Origin of the sequence: Geobacillus thermopakistaniensis (assembly GCF_000498995.1) — a bacterium.
Lineage (GTDB): Bacteria > Bacillota > Bacilli > Bacillales > Anoxybacillaceae > Geobacillus > Geobacillus thermoleovorans.
The window spans coordinates 86,460-103,438 of sequence record NZ_AYSF01000034.1 but is presented as its reverse complement, the minus strand read 5'-3'; the positions used below and the strand labels follow the sequence as shown (position 1 = coordinate 103,438).

General features: G+C 51.7%; 21 protein-coding genes. 2 read left to right on the top strand and 19 right to left on the bottom strand.

Features of this window, described 5'->3' with window-relative positions; genetic code table 11:
• Positions 1 to 170 precede the first annotated feature (170 nt).
• The 11 genes from T260_RS133175 to hpf form a co-directional block, all read right to left on the bottom strand.
• A complete protein-coding gene (locus tag T260_RS133175) occupies positions 171 to 1,469 on the bottom strand; it encodes a murein hydrolase activator EnvC family protein (RefSeq protein WP_011232569.1) in 1,299 nt (432 codons plus the stop codon).
• Positions 1,470 to 1,496: 27 nt separating this feature from the next.
• Positions 1,497 to 2,390, bottom strand: a complete 894-nt coding sequence (gene ftsX / locus T260_RS133180; RefSeq protein WP_020278905.1) for a permease-like cell division protein FtsX — start codon at positions 2,388 to 2,390, stop codon at positions 1,497 to 1,499.
• Positions 2,371 to 3,066 (bottom strand): cell division ATP-binding protein FtsE, encoded by a 696-nt coding sequence (gene ftsE, locus T260_RS133185; protein WP_011232571.1) that lies wholly within the window; start codon positions 3,064 to 3,066, stop codon positions 2,371 to 2,373. Before ftsE ends, ftsX begins: the two co-directional genes overlap by 20 nt.
• Positions 3,067 to 3,325: 259 nt before the next feature.
• Entirely contained in the window at positions 3,326 to 3,661 is a 336-nt protein-coding gene (gene cccB / locus T260_RS133190) for a cytochrome c551 (protein WP_011232572.1), read from the bottom strand.
• A 61-nt stretch (positions 3,662 to 3,722) separates the two neighbouring features.
• Positions 3,723 to 4,586: a YitT family protein gene (locus T260_RS133195; protein WP_023633670.1), complete on the bottom strand. Its 864-nt coding sequence runs from the start codon at positions 4,584 to 4,586 to the stop codon at positions 3,723 to 3,725.
• A gap of 136 nt (positions 4,587 to 4,722) precedes the next feature.
• A complete protein-coding gene (locus T260_RS0119900; protein ID WP_011232574.1) occupies positions 4,723 to 4,983 on the bottom strand; it encodes a type II toxin-antitoxin system RelE family toxin in 261 nt (86 codons plus the stop codon).
• Positions 4,952 to 5,212 (bottom strand): hypothetical protein, encoded by a 261-nt coding sequence (locus T260_RS133200; protein ID WP_011232575.1) that lies wholly within the window; start codon positions 5,210 to 5,212, stop codon positions 4,952 to 4,954. The genes T260_RS0119900 and T260_RS133200 overlap by 32 nt, the downstream gene beginning before the upstream one ends.
• 108 nt (positions 5,213 to 5,320) lie before the next feature.
• Positions 5,321 to 6,425, bottom strand: a protein-coding gene (gene prfB / locus T260_RS133205; RefSeq protein WP_112111375.1) for a peptide chain release factor 2 whose coding sequence is annotated in 2 segments (ribosomal slippage) — positions 5,321 to 6,349 and positions 6,351 to 6,425 — 1,104 coding nt in all. Because the reading frame shifts where the segments join, the coding sequence is not laid out codon by codon here.
• A gap of 93 nt (positions 6,426 to 6,518) precedes the next feature.
• Positions 6,519 to 9,032, bottom strand: a complete 2,514-nt coding sequence (gene secA / locus T260_RS133210) for a preprotein translocase subunit SecA (protein ID WP_020278901.1) — start codon at positions 9,030 to 9,032, stop codon at positions 6,519 to 6,521.
• A gap of 108 nt (positions 9,033 to 9,140) precedes the next feature.
• Positions 9,141 to 9,593 carry a hypothetical protein gene (locus T260_RS133215; protein ID WP_023633669.1) on the bottom strand — a complete coding sequence of 151 codons (453 nt, stop codon included), beginning with the start codon at positions 9,591 to 9,593 and terminating at the stop codon, positions 9,141 to 9,143.
• Positions 9,594 to 9,676: 83 nt separating this feature from the next.
• Positions 9,677 to 10,225: a ribosome hibernation-promoting factor, HPF/YfiA family gene (hpf, locus tag T260_RS133220; protein ID WP_014196756.1), complete on the bottom strand. Its 549-nt coding sequence runs from the start codon at positions 10,223 to 10,225 to the stop codon at positions 9,677 to 9,679.
• Between the two features lie 174 nt (positions 10,226 to 10,399).
• On the opposite strand from hpf, the gene T260_RS133225 reads away from it, so the two are divergent.
• A complete protein-coding gene (locus T260_RS133225; protein ID WP_023633668.1) occupies positions 10,400 to 11,479 on the top strand; it encodes an HD-GYP domain-containing protein in 1,080 nt (359 codons plus the stop codon).
• Positions 11,480 to 11,619: 140 nt separating this feature from the next.
• Here the strand turns inward: T260_RS133225 and T260_RS133230 are convergent, their stop codons facing one another.
• From T260_RS133230 to flaG, 5 genes are all read right to left on the bottom strand, one after another.
• On the bottom strand, positions 11,620 to 12,006 hold the full coding sequence (locus tag T260_RS133230) for a DUF8042 domain-containing protein (protein WP_023633667.1): 387 nt from the start codon (positions 12,004 to 12,006) through the stop codon (positions 11,620 to 11,622).
• Between the two features lie 12 nt (positions 12,007 to 12,018).
• Positions 12,019 to 12,372 carry a flagellar protein FliT gene (gene fliT, locus T260_RS133235; protein WP_023633666.1) on the bottom strand — a complete coding sequence of 118 codons (354 nt, stop codon included), beginning with the start codon at positions 12,370 to 12,372 and terminating at the stop codon, positions 12,019 to 12,021.
• Positions 12,372 to 12,773: a flagellar export chaperone FliS gene (fliS, locus tag T260_RS133240; protein ID WP_023633665.1), complete on the bottom strand. Its 402-nt coding sequence runs from the start codon at positions 12,771 to 12,773 to the stop codon at positions 12,372 to 12,374. Before fliS ends, fliT begins: the two co-directional genes overlap by 1 nt.
• 202 nt (positions 12,774 to 12,975) lie before the next feature.
• A complete protein-coding gene (locus T260_RS133245) occupies positions 12,976 to 14,478 on the bottom strand; it encodes a flagellar hook-associated protein 2 (RefSeq protein WP_023633664.1) in 1,503 nt (500 codons plus the stop codon).
• 15 nt (positions 14,479 to 14,493) lie between these two features.
• Positions 14,494 to 14,856 carry a flagellar protein FlaG gene (flaG, locus tag T260_RS133250; RefSeq protein ID WP_023633663.1) on the bottom strand — a complete coding sequence of 121 codons (363 nt, stop codon included), beginning with the start codon at positions 14,854 to 14,856 and terminating at the stop codon, positions 14,494 to 14,496.
• Positions 14,857 to 15,022: 166 nt separating this feature from the next.
• Here flaG and T260_RS1000000139920 point away from each other — a divergent pair, with 166 nt between their 5' ends.
• Complete coding sequence (locus tag T260_RS1000000139920) at positions 15,023 to 15,571, top strand: hypothetical protein (protein ID WP_171698157.1); 549 nt, start codon at positions 15,023 to 15,025, stop codon at positions 15,569 to 15,571.
• Between the two features lie 54 nt (positions 15,572 to 15,625).
• On the opposite strand, the gene T260_RS1000000139450 is transcribed toward T260_RS1000000139920, so the two are convergent.
• Genes T260_RS1000000139450 through T260_RS133265 form a run of 3 tightly spaced genes read right to left on the bottom strand, consistent with a single transcriptional unit; the run spans position 15,626 to position 16,903 of the window.
• The gene (locus tag T260_RS1000000139450) at positions 15,626 to 16,000 is read right to left on the bottom strand and encodes a hypothetical protein (protein ID WP_128738858.1); all 375 of its coding nucleotides are present in this window, start codon (positions 15,998 to 16,000) and stop codon (positions 15,626 to 15,628) included.
• Positions 15,963 to 16,559 (bottom strand): hypothetical protein, encoded by a 597-nt coding sequence (locus T260_RS133260; RefSeq protein WP_023633661.1) that lies wholly within the window; start codon positions 16,557 to 16,559, stop codon positions 15,963 to 15,965. Before T260_RS133260 ends, T260_RS1000000139450 begins: the two co-directional genes overlap by 38 nt.
• Positions 16,556 to 16,903: a hypothetical protein gene (locus T260_RS133265; RefSeq protein WP_023633660.1), complete on the bottom strand. Its 348-nt coding sequence runs from the start codon at positions 16,901 to 16,903 to the stop codon at positions 16,556 to 16,558. The genes T260_RS133260 and T260_RS133265 overlap by 4 nt, the downstream gene beginning before the upstream one ends.
• Between the last annotated feature and the right edge of the window lie 76 nt (positions 16,904 to 16,979).

Below are 16,979 nucleotides of genomic sequence, written 5' to 3'. Positions count from 1 at the left end.
GAGTTGGAGAGGGTCTCCCGCATCCATCACCGCCAAAAACGGATTGAAACAGAATCAAAGCGGAATGGGCATAGAATTTGCCTGCCGATGATGTTAAATCAATCAAAAAAATACGCAACTTGTCCCGCCAAAAGACAGACAAGTTGCGCCATGCCACCTACCGTTCGAAATTAGAAAGGAATATAGTCAAGCGGATTGACCGCATTCGTTTTCGCCTCGTTCCAGCCGCCGCGATGCAGTTCAAAATGAAGATGCGGACCGGTCGAATTCCCTGTATTGCCCATGTAGCCAATAATTTGTCCTTTACGGACGTGCTGCCCTTCGCCAACAAGACGCGCTTCTAAATGAGCGTACACGGTCGTATAGGTTTGCCCATTCATCACATGGCTGATGAAAATGACGTTGCCGTAGCTGCTAGAATAGTAGGAGCGGAACACAATGCCGTCCGCTGCAGCGACAACCGGCACAACGGGAGCTCGCTTGCCGATGTCGACCCCTGGATGGAAGTCCGTGCCGCCAAACCGGTAGCCAAAGCCCGAGGTGATCGGTCCGTTGGCTGGACGGGTAAACGCCCCGCTCGATACAGGCGGCGTGCTGCCGCCGGATGGCGTTTCTCCTGATGACGCTCCTCCACCGTTTGGCGAGGCATATGTACGTCCTCTCTGTTTCGCTTCTTCTTCGGCCCGTTTTTGCCGTTCGAGTTCGGCAAGCTGCTCTTTCACCGCCGCTTCTTGCTTGGCGATCAGTTCTTTTTCTTCTTCAAGCGCCATCTTATGATCATGCTCTTCTTCCTCTTTTTGCTTCAAATCGGCCATCAGGCGATTTTTTTGTTCGAGCTGGCCGGCCAGTTCGGCCTGCAGCTGCTTCAATTCTTGCAAATCCGCTTGCAGCTTGTTCCGCTTCTCCGTCAATTCGGCTTCCTTTTTCTCTTTTAACGTTTTATCAGCTTCCTGCTCGCGGATGATTTGTTGGTCCGCTTCCATGATCGTCGTCACGGCGCTCATCCGGTCAATGAAGTCGCTGAAGCTTTGCGCGCCGAGCAACACTTCCAAGTAGCTGATCGCTCCGCCGCTTTCCTGCAAGGAACGAAGCCGCTCCTTCAAAATTTCATTCCGCTTTTCAATCCGTTCTTGAATTTCGGCAATTTCTTGTTTCAATTGGTCAATGGCTTGCTCCGTTTGGTCAATATCTGCGCTGACGTTGCGGATTTTGCCGCTCGTTTCCTCAATGGCAATGTTCAGCTTTTCAATATCGTTGGCGACTTGTTTTTGTTGCGACTGAAGGGCTTCGATGTTTTTTTGCGCCTCGCTGATTTTTTCCTGCACCTCTGACCGTTTCGAACGAAGCGCGTCGATCTCGCCCCGCTTTTGTTCGATATCACGAGTGCTGACGGCGTCCGCCGCCGGCGGCAGAACGCCAAGGCCGAGCGCCGCGGCGACCGCGAGCGCCATCATGTTTTTCTTTTTCATCGCTTTCCCTCTCCCTATGACTTTTGTTTACACTTTTAAAAACTTGCGCACCGACATGACGCTTCCCCAAATGCCGATGCCGGCGCCGATCGCCAAGAGCAGTGCGCTCAACTGCCACATAAACGGCGAAAACGGAAGAAGTTCAAAAAACGGCAAGGAAACCCGCTGTTCATACACTTGATACACGTTGTAGTACACGATCGAAAGCGCCGCGATCGGGAAGAGAGCGCCAAGCATTCCAAGCCATAACCCTTCCAAAAAGAACGGCCAGCGGATAAACCCGTTCGTCGCGCCCACGAGCCGCATAATTTCGATTTCGCGGCGGCGGGCGAAAATCGTAATTTTGATCGTGTTGGAAATGAGAAACATCGCCGTAAACAACAATCCGAGAATGAGCACGAGCCCCACGTTGCGCGCCACTTTCAGCGCGTCAAACAGCTTCTCGACCGTCCCTTGGCCATAATTGACTTTATGGACGAACGGCAATGTTTCGATTTGTTTGGCGATTTTCACCGTATCTTGCGGATGGGCCGCTTTCACGACGTATACATCGCTCAACGGATTGTCCTGTTCAAATAAGCGGAACGACGAGCCTTCATCCCCCATGCTTTTGATCAGCCGCTTCAGCTCTTCGTCCTTCGATGAATAGCGCACTTCCTTGACGTTTGGAATGGCTTCAATTTGCCGGCGCAAAGCGTCTTTTTGCCGGCTGTCGGCCGTCAGCTCGATATGGACGCGAATTTCGACATCGTTTTCGACTTTTTGGGCAAAATGGTTGATGTTGAACATGACGACAAAAAAGACGCCGACAAGCAAAAGCGTCACCGTGACGGCACTCGCGGACGCAAACGTCATCCAACCGTTGCGGCCAAGGCTTTTGATGCTTTCCCGGACGTGGCGCTTAAACGTATGAAGCGTCATAGCCGTATTCCCCCTTCGCCTCGTCGCGGACGATTTTCCCGTTTTCGATGGCGATGACGCGCCGCCGGGTCGCGTTGACGATCTCTTTGTTGTGGGTCGCCATCACAATCGTCGTTCCCCGGTCGTTGATTTTTTCAAACAGCTCCACAATGCCCCATGAGGTTTCCGGGTCCAAGTTTCCTGTTGGTTCGTCGGCAATCACGATCTTCGGGGAGTTGACGATTGAGCGGGCGATGGAGACGCGCTGCTGTTCGCCCCCGGACAGTTCGTTCGGATAAGAGCGGATTTTATGTTTGAGGCCGACTAGGTCGAGTACTTCCATCACTTTTTTGCGGATCACTTTCGGCGATTCTTCAATGACTTCCAAGGCAAAGGCCACGTTTTCGTAAACGTTGAGCTTCGGAAGCAGCTTGAAATCTTGGAACACAACACCGATATGGCGGCGCAAAAGAGGGACTTTGCTGTCTTTGAGTTTGGCAAGGTTGACGCCGTTGACCATAATGGTCCCGCTCGTCGGCTTTTCCTCGCGGTACATCATCTTAATAAACGTCGACTTCCCAGCTCCGCTGGGTCCAACGACATAGACGAATTCTCCTTGCTTGATGCGGACGTTGATGCCGTTTAACGCCACAACGCCGTTTGGATACGTTTTGTATACATCTTGCATTTCAATCATCATCATCACCTATTTTCGACTTCCCTGTTGCCATTTCTCGAGCTGTTTCGAATGAATCTTGCAAAATTCCGCAAGGATTATTATAACACGATTTTCTATTGTCGAATTTTACATTTATATTTCAAATGGGGAACAATGGAGAAACTAGGACAAAAGATTCAAAAAAGCAAACACCGCCCCGTTCTTAAGCGAACAAGGCGGTGCACCTTCCTTGAATGAAACGATCTTTTCCTTTCAAAGAGTCAGAAACATCCGTCCATTATTTTTTCGCAGCCAGCCATTCCGCCACTTTGTCGGCGTCTTCCCCTTTAATGATTCCTGCCGGCATCGCGCCGCGGCCGTTGGCGATAATGTCTTTAATCTGATCTTTCGAATACTTGCTTCCAACCTTTTGCAAGTTCGGGCCGACCCCGCCCGACAGGTCTTGTCCATGACAGGACGCACAGTTTTGTTTAAAAATTTGCTCGGCAGCCGCTGCAGTATCCCCTCCGCCGTTGCTGCCGTCGTTTTTCTCCCCGGCATTGTCCCCGCCACCGCCGCATGCGGCAAGCGCGAGCGAAACGCCAAGGAACATCGCAGCCAATTTCCATTTCATGGCGAACTCCCCCTGAAAACAAAAATTTCGTTCTCATTTATTATAACCGATTTCTTCCGTTTTACGTACGTTGAAATCCTTCGCCGAGCACCTCAGCGGCGTTCGCAACGATGACAAACGCTGTCGGATCAATGGTTCGGACCAATTGTTTCAATTTTGTGAACTCCGATTGCGCGACGACGCACATCAACACAGGCCGCTCATGTTCCGTGTAACCGCCATACGCGGGCAAGCGCGTCACTCCGCGGTCGATTTCGTGCAAAATGGCGCGGCGCACTTTTTCTTCTTCATTCGTAATAATAAGAGCGATTTTCGAATACCCAAGACCGACTTGGACGAGGTCGATCGTTTTGCTCGTCACATACAACGCGATCAACGCATAGAGCGCCCGTTCAATATCAAACACAAACGCCGCGGTCAACACGATCAAGCCATCGATCAAAATGACGCACATGCCAAGCGACAGCCCGGTATATTTATGGATGATTTGCGCTGCCAAATCGGTTCCTCCGGTCGACGCCCGGCCGCGGAAAACAACGCCGAGGCCAAGCCCGACGCCGATGCCGCCAAAGATCGCGCCAAGAAGCGGATTCGTCGTCGCCGGCTCCATCCCTTTCGTCAAATAGACGACAAGCGGCAAGAACACCGTCCCGACAAACGTTTTTACGCCAAACTGCCGGCCCAAAAGCACAACGCCAGCGATAAAGAGCGGAATGTTGAGCGCCCATTGAACATAGGCAGGCTCAATGCCAAACAACGCGTGCATAATCGTGCTGATGCCGCTCACTCCGCCTGAAGCGATCCGGTTTGGCAGCAAAAACACGTTAAACGCCACAGCGACGATCGCCGCGCCGATCAGAACATACGCATACTCCAAAGCCGCCTCCACCGCCGGAGGCATGGTCTTCTCTCTTCGCTTCCGCATGCTTCCCCACCTTCCTCTGTGAGTATAGCATGCCCGTTTTGGCAAGTAAATGACAGCCGATTAACGCGATAATGGTATGCTATGCTAAAGGAAAAAAGGACGATCCGATGATCGCCCTAGCCAAAAAATACAAGCCTCAATACACATCCCCGCGGTTGCCGATCGCCTCAATATAGATGATTCGTTCATCATGATCGATGCGAAACAACACACGATATGTTCCGATTCGCAGCCGATATAATCCATCCTGCCCCTTCAACTTTTTAATATCCCCCTGCGGTGGGATCGCAAGCAGACCTTGCAACCCAGAGGCCAACCGTTCTTGAACCTCTTTTTCTTGCCTAGCGATGAATTTGACTGCGGCCCTACGGTAAATCAACTTGTAGCCCGAATTCACGCTTGGCTTCTCCCCCGGTGATATATCCTTCATCGCTTTGCAGCTGCTGGCGCTCTTCTTCCGTCAACGCTTCTTCTTCATCTGTTTCGTCAATCCGCTCCCATACCATTCGTTCCTTTCTGGACCGATCAAGCAAGTACATCAAAAAATCGTACGCTGTTTGATGATCCGTTTCATCCAACCGGTCAATCAGTTCGTAAAGCAATTGTTTGCGCACAGCCAAAGCCATCGCCCTCCTTTTGCCTTTCGTTACCTTCAGCATACCACGGGGGTGCAGATGCGTCAAAACCAGAAAAATGATTTTTGAAACGAAAAAGGACGATCCGATGATCGCCCTTTACTTCAACTTCGCACGCAAATACGCGTCAATAAACACATCAATTTCCCCATCCATCACCGCTTGCACATTGCCGACCTCGACGTTCGTCCGATGGTCTTTGACAAGCGAATACGGATGGAAGACGTACGAACGAATTTGGTTGCCCCAGCCGATTTCTTTTTGCTCGCCGCGCAGCTCAGCGAGCTCGGCTTGCTGCTCCTCGAGTTTCTTTTGGTACAATTTCGCCTTCAACATATTCATCGCTTTTTCGCGGTTTTTGATTTGCGACCGCTCCGATTGGCACGTGACGACGATCCCGGTCGGCAAGTGGGTGATGCGCACGGCCGAGTCGGTCGTGTTGACGTGCTGCCCGCCCGCGCCGCTTGAGCGGTACGTGTCGATTTTCAGCTCTTCCGGCCGGATCTCAATTTCAATGTTATCATCCAATTCCGGCACAACCTCGCACGACACGAACGACGTATGGCGGCGGCCTGAGGCGTCAAACGGCGAGATGCGAACCAGCCGATGCACCCCTTTTTCCGCTTTTAAATAGCCGTAGGCGTTGTGCCCTTTAATGAGCAGCGTGACGCTTTTAATCCCGGCTTCCTCGCCCGGGAGGTAATCGAGCGTCTCGACTTTAAACCCTTTTTTCTCCGCCCAGCGCGTGTACATGCGCAAAAGCATCGACGCCCAGTCTTGCGATTCCGTGCCGCCCGCGCCCGGGTGGAGCTCCAAAATGGCGTTGTTTTGGTCGTACGGTTCGTTGAGCAGCAGCTGCAGCTCGAACTCGCTGAAGTCTTTCATCAGCTTTTTCGCTTCCTCGACGAGTTCAGCTTGGAGCTCGTCATCCGGCTCTTCCTTGAGCAATTCGTACGTCACTTCCAAGTTGTCAAACCGTTCTTCAAGCGAGGAAAATTCCTCGACGAGATCTTTGAGCGCATTCGCTTCGGAAATGACCGCCTGCGCCGATTTTTGATCATCCCAAAAGTTTGGCGCGGCCATTTGCTCTTCTAATTCGCGAATGCGCGCCTGCTTCGCTTCGAGGTCAAAGAGACCCCCTGATTTCCGCTAATCGCTTAGCCATTTTCTCAAGCTCTTGCTTGATTTCCACCAAATCGATCATGTTGTCCTCACCTCATCATCAATATAGTATGCCAACGATGAATGTCTGCCATTCAAAAGGGAGGCAGAGCCTTCCTTTTATATTTATAAACGGTCACACCGTTCTTCCGCAACAATGTTTATATTTTTTCCCGCTCCCGCACGGGCACGGGTCGTTGCGGCCGACGCGCACCGCCTTGCGGACCGGTTTTCTCTTCGGTTCTTCGCCGTCTTCTTTCGGGTGAACCGCTTCGCCTTTGGCCACCTCTTGGCGCTCAAGGTTATGGTGAATTTCCGCCTTCATAATATAGGTGGCGACTTCCTCTTCAATCGCCGCAATCATCTCCTCAAACATGGCGTAGCCTTCCATCTGATATTCGCGCAGCGGGTCGACTTGCCCGTAGGCGCGCAAATGGATGCCTTGGCGAAGCTGCTCCATCGCGTCGATATGGTTCATCCATTTCATATCGACAGCGCGCAAGACGACGACGCGTTCAAACTCGCGCATTTGTTCAGGCGGGATTTGCGCTTCTTTCTCATCATAGCGCGCCTTCACTTTCGCCCAAATGAGCTCGATCATCTCTTCGGGCTCTTTGCCGCGCAAGTCAGCTTCCGTTACATCCCCTTCCGGAAGCAGATGGGCGTTGAGATACTCAACGAGCCCTTTCAAATTCCACTCTTCCGGAACCTCTTCTTTCGGCGTATGAGCGTTGACGACGCGCTCGATCACCGATTGGATCATCTTTTCGATAATGCCGCGCAGGTTGTCGGAATCGAGCACTTCATAGCGCTGGCGGTAAATGATTTCCCGCTGCTCGCGCAGGACATCGTCATATTGAAGCAGCTGTTTGCGGGCGTCGAAGTTGTTGCCTTCGACCCGCTTTTGCGCCGACTCGACCGCTCTCGTCACCATTTTGCTTTGGATCGGCTGCGAGTCGTCCATTCCAAGGCGGTCCATCATCGCCATTAAGCTTTCCGAGCCGAAACGGCGCATCAATTCGTCTTCAAGCGACAAGTAAAACTGCGACACCCCAGGATCGCCTTGACGCCCGGAACGGCCGCGCAGCTGGTTGTCGATCCGCCGGCTTTCGTGACGCTCCGTGCCGATGACCGCAAGCCCGCCAAGCTCCTTTACCCCTTCGCCAAGCTTAATGTCCGTCCCGCGCCCGGCCATGTTCGTCGCAATCGTCACCGCACCTTTTTGCCCGGCTTGGGCGATGATTTCCGCCTCTTTCGCATGGTTTTTCGCGTTTAAGACGTTGTGCGGGATGCCGCGTTTTTTCAGCATCTCCGACAACATCTCGGACGTTTCGATCGCCACCGTGCCGACAAGCACGGGCTGCCCTTTCGCATGGCGGGCGGCGATGTCCTCAACCACGGCGCGGAACTTCCCTTCCATCGTCCGATAAATCAAATCCGGACGGTCTTCGCGGATGACCGGGCGGTTCGTCGGAATGACGACGACGCGCATGTTGTAAATGTTGCGGAACTCTTCCTCTTCCGTCTTCGCCGTCCCCGTCATCCCCGCCAATTTTTCGTACATGCGGAAATAGTTTTGGAACGTGATCGTGGCTAAGGTCATCGACTCGTTTTGAATCTCGAGCCCCTCTTTCGCCTCAATGGCTTGATGAAGCCCATCGCTGTAGCGGCGGCCGTGCATCAAGCGCCCGGTGAACGGGTCGACGATGATCACTTTTCCGTCTTGCACGACATAGTCGACATCGCGCTGCATCGTCACGTGCGCCCTTAGCGCCAGCTGAATATGGTGGTTGAGCGTGACGTGTTTCAAATCGAACAAGTTGTCGATGCCAAACGCGCGCTCCGCTTTGTTGATTCCTTCTTCCGTCAGCTGGACGCTTTTCGTTTTTTCATCGTATGTGTAATCGACATCTTTGCGCAACGTGCGGACAAACGCATTCGCCTGCACATACAGCTTAGTCGACTTCTGCGCCGTGCCGGAAATGATGAGCGGCGTCCGCGCTTCATCGATCAAAATCGAGTCGACCTCGTCGATGATCGCATAATAGAGCGGCCGCTGCACAATGTGCTCTTTATAGAGCACCATGTTGTCGCGCAAATAGTCAAAGCCAAACTCGTTGTTCGTCCCGTACGTAATGTCGGCGTTGTACGCCGCCTGCTTCTCCTCGCGCGACATGCCGCTTAAGTTCAAGCCGACGGTCATGCCTAAAAACTCATACAGTTTGCCCATTTCCGTCGCATCGCGCGTCGCCAAGTATTCGTTGACCGTCACGACATGCACGCCGCGCCCCGTCAAGGCGTTCAAATAGACGGGCATCGTCGCCGTCAACGTTTTCCCTTCCCCGGTTTTCATCTCGGCGATGTCGCCCTCATGCAAGACGACGCCGCCCATAATTTGCACTTTATATGGGTACAAGCCAAGGACGCGCTTCGCCCCTTCGCGCACAACGGCAAACGCCTCAACAAGCAAATCATCGAGCGATTCGCCTTGTTGGTAGCGGGCTTTGAATTCCTCGGTTTTTTGCCGCAGCTGTTCATCGGACAGTCGGGCCATCTCCGGACCGAGCGCATCCACTTGATCCGCAATTTTCTCGAGCCTTGCCAACTGACGCTTGTTCGGGTCAAATACTTTTTTTAAGACTCCAAGCATAGGAAACGCTCCTTATTTTTCATGGACTCACTTATTCATCATATCATTTACAGGGATAGGTGACAACTGTTGCACAGGCTTAGAGAGGGGCATGTCCAAAAGAGGGAATCACGCCTTGGACTGAAGCTGCTCAATCGCCGCTTCCGCATGGTGAAGCCGCCGGTTCAGCGCATAAATTTCAAAACTTTTCTCCTCAACTTTTTCATGAATTTTGCGAAGCAATATTTGCACATCATCCACAAGCTGCGTTTCGACCCGATGAAGCGTCTCTTTCACTTCCCTCAATTCGTTTTCCACACCATCCAACCGGGTCTCCACACCATTCAACCGCGTTTCCACGCCGTCCAACCGGGTCTCTACACCATTCAACCGCGTTTCCACACGGTCTAACCGCTCTTTCACCGCGCCCATTTCCTGTTCGAGGCCGACGAGGCGTCCGTTCATCTCCGTCAAACGGCCATCCATCTGCTCAAACCGTTGGCGAGTTTCTTCTTGGAACGCCAAAAATCCTTTTTCCATGTTGTCCAACTTGGACAAGATTTGACGCAACAGTTCCTCCATCGCTCTCCCCCATTTTGATTTTTCTCATGCATATTATAACATCCCCTGCCAAAAAAAGCAGGGGATGCGCATAGGGAGGCTGTTCAATTTGCCTCGATCAATCCGTATTTTCCGTCTTTGCGGCGGTAGACGATGTTCGTCCGGTTTGTTTCCGCGTTGGTGAAAATGAAGAAGTTGTGCCCCAACAAATTCATTTGCAAAATCGCTTCTTCGCTGTCCATCGGCTTCAAGCTGAAATGTTTCGTGCGCACGATTTCAAACTCCTCTTCATTCTCCGCCGCGGAAGCGCCGATCGAGACAGGGGCAGCCAGCTTCGCTTCTTTCTCGCGGTCGCGCAGCTTCCGATTGACTTTCGTTTTATGTTTGCGGATTTGCCGCTCCAGTTTATCCGTCACTAAATCGATCGCCGCATACATATCTTCATGGCGCTCTTCAGCGCGCAACAACAAATGCGGCATCGGAATGGTCACTTCGATTTTCCCTTGTCCATCGTTGTATACTTTTAAATTGACGTGCACATGCACGTCTTCGGTGCCATCAAAGTAGCGTTCCAGTTTCCCGATTTTTTTCTCCACGTACTCGCGCAACGCTGGAGTTACTTCGAGGTTTTCCCCGCGAACGTTATACATCATCGCTGACCACTCCTTATCTTATAAAACTGTAAATCCCTACACTTTTTATTACCCATCCAATCCATGTTTCAATCAAAAATATTTTTGAAGATTTTGTGAAAAACATAGGAAAATATGGTAAGATAGGCATAGGTGTTTTTTCTTATGATGTGGAAGGTACGGAGTGTGTGAACGATGCGAAAGGTCCATATTTCCCATGCGAAAAGCGGTGACGTGCTCGCTGTCGACTTGTTTGCCGCCAACGGCAGCGTCCTTTTGTCGCGCGGTGTGCGGCTGACAAGCGGCTACATCCGTTCTTTAGCACAAAAAGGGGTTCAATACATTTATATTGACGACAAACAAACATATGACATCCGCCCGCGCCCGCTCATCAGCCCGACCGTGCGCCAGCAGGCAGTGAAAAAAGTGTACGAGACGATGACGGCCTTGATTGAGCAAAAAAAACTGCTCAGCCGTGTGTCCTCCCTCGATTTAGGAAAAGAGTACGAAAAAGTGTTCAAAGACATTTTGGATTATTTGCTAAAACAAGAAGATTTGCTCATCAACTTGTCGGATTTGGTCATTTCCAATGGATACTTTTTCCACCATTCAGTCAACGTCGCCACCATTGCGGGTGTCATCGGCATCGCCAAAGGCTACCGCCCCCAGCAGCTGCTCGACCTTGGCATCGGCGCGCTGTTGTTTGACATCGGCATGACGCAGCTTCCTGATGGGCTCTGGCGGAAAAAAGGATTCTTGACGGAAGAGGAAAAGGAAATCGTCCGCCGCCATACGTATCTCGGCTTCGAGCTGTTGCGGCGCCAGCGCAACATTTCGCTCTTTTCCGCCCACTGCGCCTTGCAACACCATGAGCGGTGCGACGGCAGCGGCTACCCGCGCGCCTTATCGGGCGATGAAATTCACGAATACGCCCGCATCGTCGCCATCGCCGACGTTTTTGACGCCTTGACATCGGCGCGCTACCACCGAAGACAATACTCGCCGCACGAGGCAGCCGAATACCTATCCGCCGCCGGCGGCATTTTAGACTATGATCTGATCAAGCTGTTTCTCTCTCACATCGCCATCTACCCGGTCGCCACGACCGTCTTGCTCAACACCGGGCACGTCGGCGTCGTCTCGCAAGTGTTTCCGGGCTTCCCGCTCCGCCCCATCGTCCGCGTCATCAAAAACCCAGCAGGCGAGGAGCTGAAAAGCCCGTATGAGATTGACTTGCGGAAAGAGATGAACATCACCATTGTCAAGGCCGTTTGACTCTTTTGCCGCTCACGGCAAAAACAGGCGAACGAATGCCGGTTTCATTCGCCCTGCCGCACAAAAGCGGGTGCCCTCGATTCCAGCAAGAGGACACCCGCTTTCGCTTGCACGGCTGGCAAAGCACCGCCGTTCGTTCTTCACTGCACAACATACCGCCGCAGACCGCTCTCCATCGCACTCTTCCACGCCTGAAACGCCGGCGACAACCGTCCACAGACAATACGCTCTTTCGCCGCCGCATCGGAAAATTGCCCGTCAAGCGCCGCTGCCGCTTCCAGCACATCCGCAAACCGTTCGATATGGCCGACCAAATCGCTCTCGTCAGCGAACAGCTGGCATAAATAAACGTTCGTCTCACCGATTTTCCCAAGCGCCAATAAAAGATCCGCCAGCAACACATCCGCATGCATCCGCCGCGGGTCAGAAAAACTCGTCTCCACATAATCGAGCCCTTCTTCGACCGTCTCAAGCAGCGCCGCGTATTGGCGGATGATATTCAGCGCCTCGCTTGTCAATTCCGCCATCCTGAATCCCACCTATCGCCGTTTGTCGTAAAACATCCCGTCAAACGAAAGCGGCTGCTCGTACGGGTGAACGTAGCGGGCGTTCGCCTGCCGCTTCGCCCCTGTCATCCGCAAGTCGCGGCGAATTTCTTCGCACACCCGAAGCAGCCGTGCCTCAATCTCTTGATTCCAAACGATAATCTCACGGCCAAGCTCTTGTTCTTCCTCGCTGTATGGCGGCCGCAGCTTCCGAAGCAGCTCCTCACGCTCCCGAAGCAGCCGATCGACCGCCGCAAGCCGCTCTTCGCGCTCCTCGGACGGCCACGGCAGCGCCGTCGCCTCAAGCAACTCCTTCGTTGCGCGCCAAACATCGTGTACAACGCCCATTACGCCTGCCCGCCTTCCGCGTATTGGCGCTGCCGGTTCAGCTGAATCACTTGCTTCCACGTATCGCGAAACTCGATGACATACCCTTCCACCTCGTCCAAAATCGCCGCATCGTTTTTCACATTCGCCTCGACCAGGCGGCGGTAGATGTAGTCATACATGGTCATCATCGATTTCGCGACGTCATATTCCATTTTCAGCGTCGCCATCAATTCCAACATGATCTTTTGCGCCTTCAACAAGTTTTCATTACGCGCCGCGATATCGCCCGTCTCCATCGCCTGGCGCGCGAGCTTGATAAACTTCAAGCAGCCGTTATACAGCATCAATGTCAACTCCCCAGGCGACGCCGTCTGCACAGCGTTCGCTTGGTAGTGTTGATACGGATTGTTCGTTGCCATCCCGATCACTCCTCTTCCACGTCAAGTGCTGCACACGTTTCAAGATTGAAGCAAGAACGTTTTTTTCAGCCAAACCGCCCCTTTCAAGAGGCGTCGCGCCTTTTCAGTTGTCTCAGCCTAAAACCTCCATCATCAGGAAGCGGATCGCTTTCCGATGATGGCCAAGCGCCAACGGACGCCTGCATGCCACAGCCGCTGATCGTTATCTTTGCATGCCGCCAAAGGCATTCATCAAATACATGCTTTGTTGGTTGGCGCGCTGAATCGCCTCTTCCATCGCTGTGAATTGGCGGTAGTAGCGGTCTTCAATCTGTTTCAGCCGATCTTGAAACCGGTCAATTTGGTCATTGATCTGGATTAAATCGCGCCCGATCGCAAACTGTTGGTTTGTCCAAACGGTTTTCCCCGCCTTTTGCTCGATTTTCCCGATCGTTTCCTTGATCGTATCGCGCAGGCGGCGGGCGATGCCTTTCTCCGCATCGGTCGCACCGTCTTGGTTAAACAACTGATAGACGGCATCCGGATTTTCCTTGATTTTCTCCCGCAGCTTCGTTTCGTCAATGATCAACTTCCCGCCGTCTAGATAATTCGACGACGTCGTAATCCCGATTTGCGCGAGCTGCGAGAACCCGCTTGGGATGTTCGCCCCTTCGACTTTCGTGTACACATTCATCCGCATTTTACTGAGGGCGCTGGACAAAATCGAATCACCGCGAAGCATCCCGCTCCGCGCCTTTTCTTCCCACAGCTCAATTTGCTTTTCCGTCATCGCTTCCTTTTGCTCGTCGGTAAGCGGCGGATAGTCGCGGTAGCGCTCTTCTTTCAGCTCGGCGTTGATTTTGGCGATTGTGTCGTTGTATTTGTCAACAAACCCTTTAATGGCGTTAAACATCGCGTCCGCATCCGTCGCCACCGACACTGTCGCCGTGCCCGTCCCTTTCACCGTATACGTCACACCGTTGATCGTAAATGTATTCGACGAGCGGGTCGTTCGCAAGCCGTTGATGGTGATGTCGGCGTCTTTCCCTGCCGTTTTCCCCGTGAGCTCTTGCCCCGCTACGGTATTCGTAAACCCAAGCTTTTGCGCAAAAAAGTCAGCCGTCGCCTGATCGGCGAGCACCAGACTCGCTTGCGCTCCCGTGTCTTTTTTCATGATCGAAACCCGCCTAGTTTGCTCGTCGTAAAACGCGCTGACGCCAAGGTCTAGGTTGCTGTTGAGTTGGGCGATCAATCCGTCTAACGTCGTTCCTTGTTTCACCATGATCGACGCCTGCTTCGTCGTCCCATCCCCGTTTGTCACGTTGATCGTCAGCGTCACATCAGCGGCAACGGAAAAACTCGCCTTGTCCACTCTCACGGCGGCATCCGACAGCCAGACGGCCGATGTGGCCACTTGGTTTACTTGCATCGTCGTCGCCACGTTCGCCGCACTCGATCCCGCCGTCGCTGTGACGACCGATTCGTTCGAACTCGAGACAGTTTTTTTGAGCATGCTGCTTTGGAGCGTAATGTTGCTGAACAAATAGTCGTCAAGCCCCTGAAGCAACGTGTTCATCGCTCGGTAATCATCACGCTGCCACTCGAGCAGCTGCTTTTTCTGCTTCAATTTATCAAGCGGCATCCGCTCCGCTTTCATCAAATCGCTCACGATTTTGTCAATGTCCATCCCGCTCGCGAGGCCGCTGATGCGCAACGTATTCGCCATTTCGACTCACCACCGTTAAATTTTTTTATCGACAATCAACCCGACAAATTCCATCATTGCCGCATATATATCCAAAAGCTTTTTCGGCGGAATTTCGCGGATCACCTCATGCGTCTTTTCATCGATTACTTGCACGTAGTACTCATTCAGCTCCTTATGCAGCTCAAACCGAATTGATGTATGGCTTGGCTGCAGCAACTCATTCAACCCATTGACTACATTCTCGAGCTCATCGTGCGAAAACAGCCGCGCAGGAGAAGAAACAGACTCCTCCCCTTCCGGCGGCCGCACCGCCGACAGCCCAGCATTCGTCTTCGCCTGGTCATTTCGCATCGGTTCATACGAAGGAAACGAAGAAGACAACCGTTCAATCGTCATACGACCCGCTCCTTTGGTTTGGACGCTTTCTATGATTTATATCGGATGAAACATGGGAAGTGTGAAGTGGGGAAAGGAGAGAAATGCGGTGGGTAACGACGAAAGAGTCCTTCTTGGAAAAATTGATGTATAATAAAGGTATCGAAAAGCAAAGGAGATGAGTACATTGGGGTTGGAGCATTTAGAGCAGTTTTTGAAACAGAAGAAAGAAGAAAGGGAGCGAAAGCAACTCAATCGCGAGGAGTTAAAAAAGCAATGGCTACGTGAAATCGAATCGTTCTATAGGCAAATCGAACCATTCCTTACCCCATTGCAGGAAAAAGGGTTGCTGTCAGTGAAGCGGGAAAACATCAAAATACAAGAAGAACTTCTCGGGGAATACACGACAGAAAAATGGCAGCTCCATTTTCCCGACCAAATCGTCACGATCGAACCGGTCGGGAAGGAAGTAATCGGCGCAAACGGGAGAATTGATATGATCGGAAAAAACGAAACCGTGAAATTTCTGCTAGTCGATCAACAGGCGCTGTCACCGAACATCACCGTTTCTTTTCCCAACTTGCCGGCTGAGGCATTCAAGAAGAGGGGCCTTCTCCGTGACAAAGACGACATCGAATACGCCTGGAAAATCGCCACTCCCCCGCCAAACATCCGGTTTCTTGAGCTAAACGAAGATTCTTTTTCCGACGCTTTATTAGAGGTTCTTGTGCGTTGAGACGGACGGTTTTGTCGGGGGAAGGAAAATTTTGTTTTCACCAGTCTTGTAGATCTATGCGCGATAAACAACTGCACAATGCAATGCCAGCTTTCTCGCTTTAGCGGTTGATAACATCGTTTTACTAGGGGAATCATGAATTTCGGCATGATATGGATTTCGTCGCGACGGACAATAAACAAGATGAGCGCCGATATCCATACAAAAACCGGCTTCAACATAGACGACAGCCTTTACTTTTTCCACACCAAAACGGTCTTGAAACCTAGAAACGACCTCTTCCTCCGTGCGTCCACCGTCTCGGTCAACAGAAACCCCTCTCTTATCTTTGAACAAAGCAGATGATGGACGATTGTGCTCCTCATCCCATACAATGCTCGGAAAAACAGCCCTAAACAGCCTTTCTTCCCGTCCGATCTCTGGTTTCATAAAAGTCAACAATGATTCGATTTATCTCCCGCACATCGTATGGGATCGATTTTTCCATTTCACGTCCATCTGCATATGACACAAAAACATCAATTTTGTTTTCAAAAAGTTCAAACTCCAAGTAATCTCCATTTTCTTTTTCAAACTCAAGCTGAATGCTATCTCGTGCTGTGGGGAACAGCTTCGGCTGCTTAATGATCGTGTGAATCACACTGAAGACCTTCTCAATCAATTTATCGGAAAATGAATCCGCGCCATTTCCATTCCAATCGTTCCCCAGTTCTCTGATGGCTTGCAGTTTGGCTATGTTTTCTGCCTTTCGCACTTGGTCATAAATAAAGGGAGTCACCCGTCCAAAAGAATGCTCATTTCGCCATATCACCGTTTTCATCGGTGTTGCTGTTTCCTCAACATGGGGCAACCAAACATGTTCCTCTCCCACTGTTTCCCGAATCAATGGTTCCGAAACGGGGAAACGGGCACGGACAGCTTGGGTTTTCGGCAAACGAAAATACTCGTCGATTCCAGTAGATGAAGACTTCTCTGCGGGTAAAATCATCGCTGTGTCCCCTCGTTCCGAATTTGTTCCAACATCATAATATGCTCACCCAGCCACTCGTGAAAAAGTTTCGCGGTCTCCAAATTCATCACAACCCCAGTTGACACATAGCGGATCACATTTTCCTCATGGTCAGGGGGCTGTACATCCGTCTTTCTTGCTGGTTGTCCCGTTCCTTCAAACACGTATGTTTCCTCGTAAGGCAAGGGACGGCGTTCAAAATAAAAGTTCACAACAATCTCCCCCTGCGGAGAAATTCCGCCGTGCGCCCCATTGACGTAGACAGGATTATAGTCATCAGCAAACAAGTATTTAAAATGAACGACCTTTTCTTTGCCAGACATGATACAACCTCCATGCCACAGTCTTTATTTTCATTATGAACATACGTTTTGAAATAAACAAGATGTAACCTTGCCC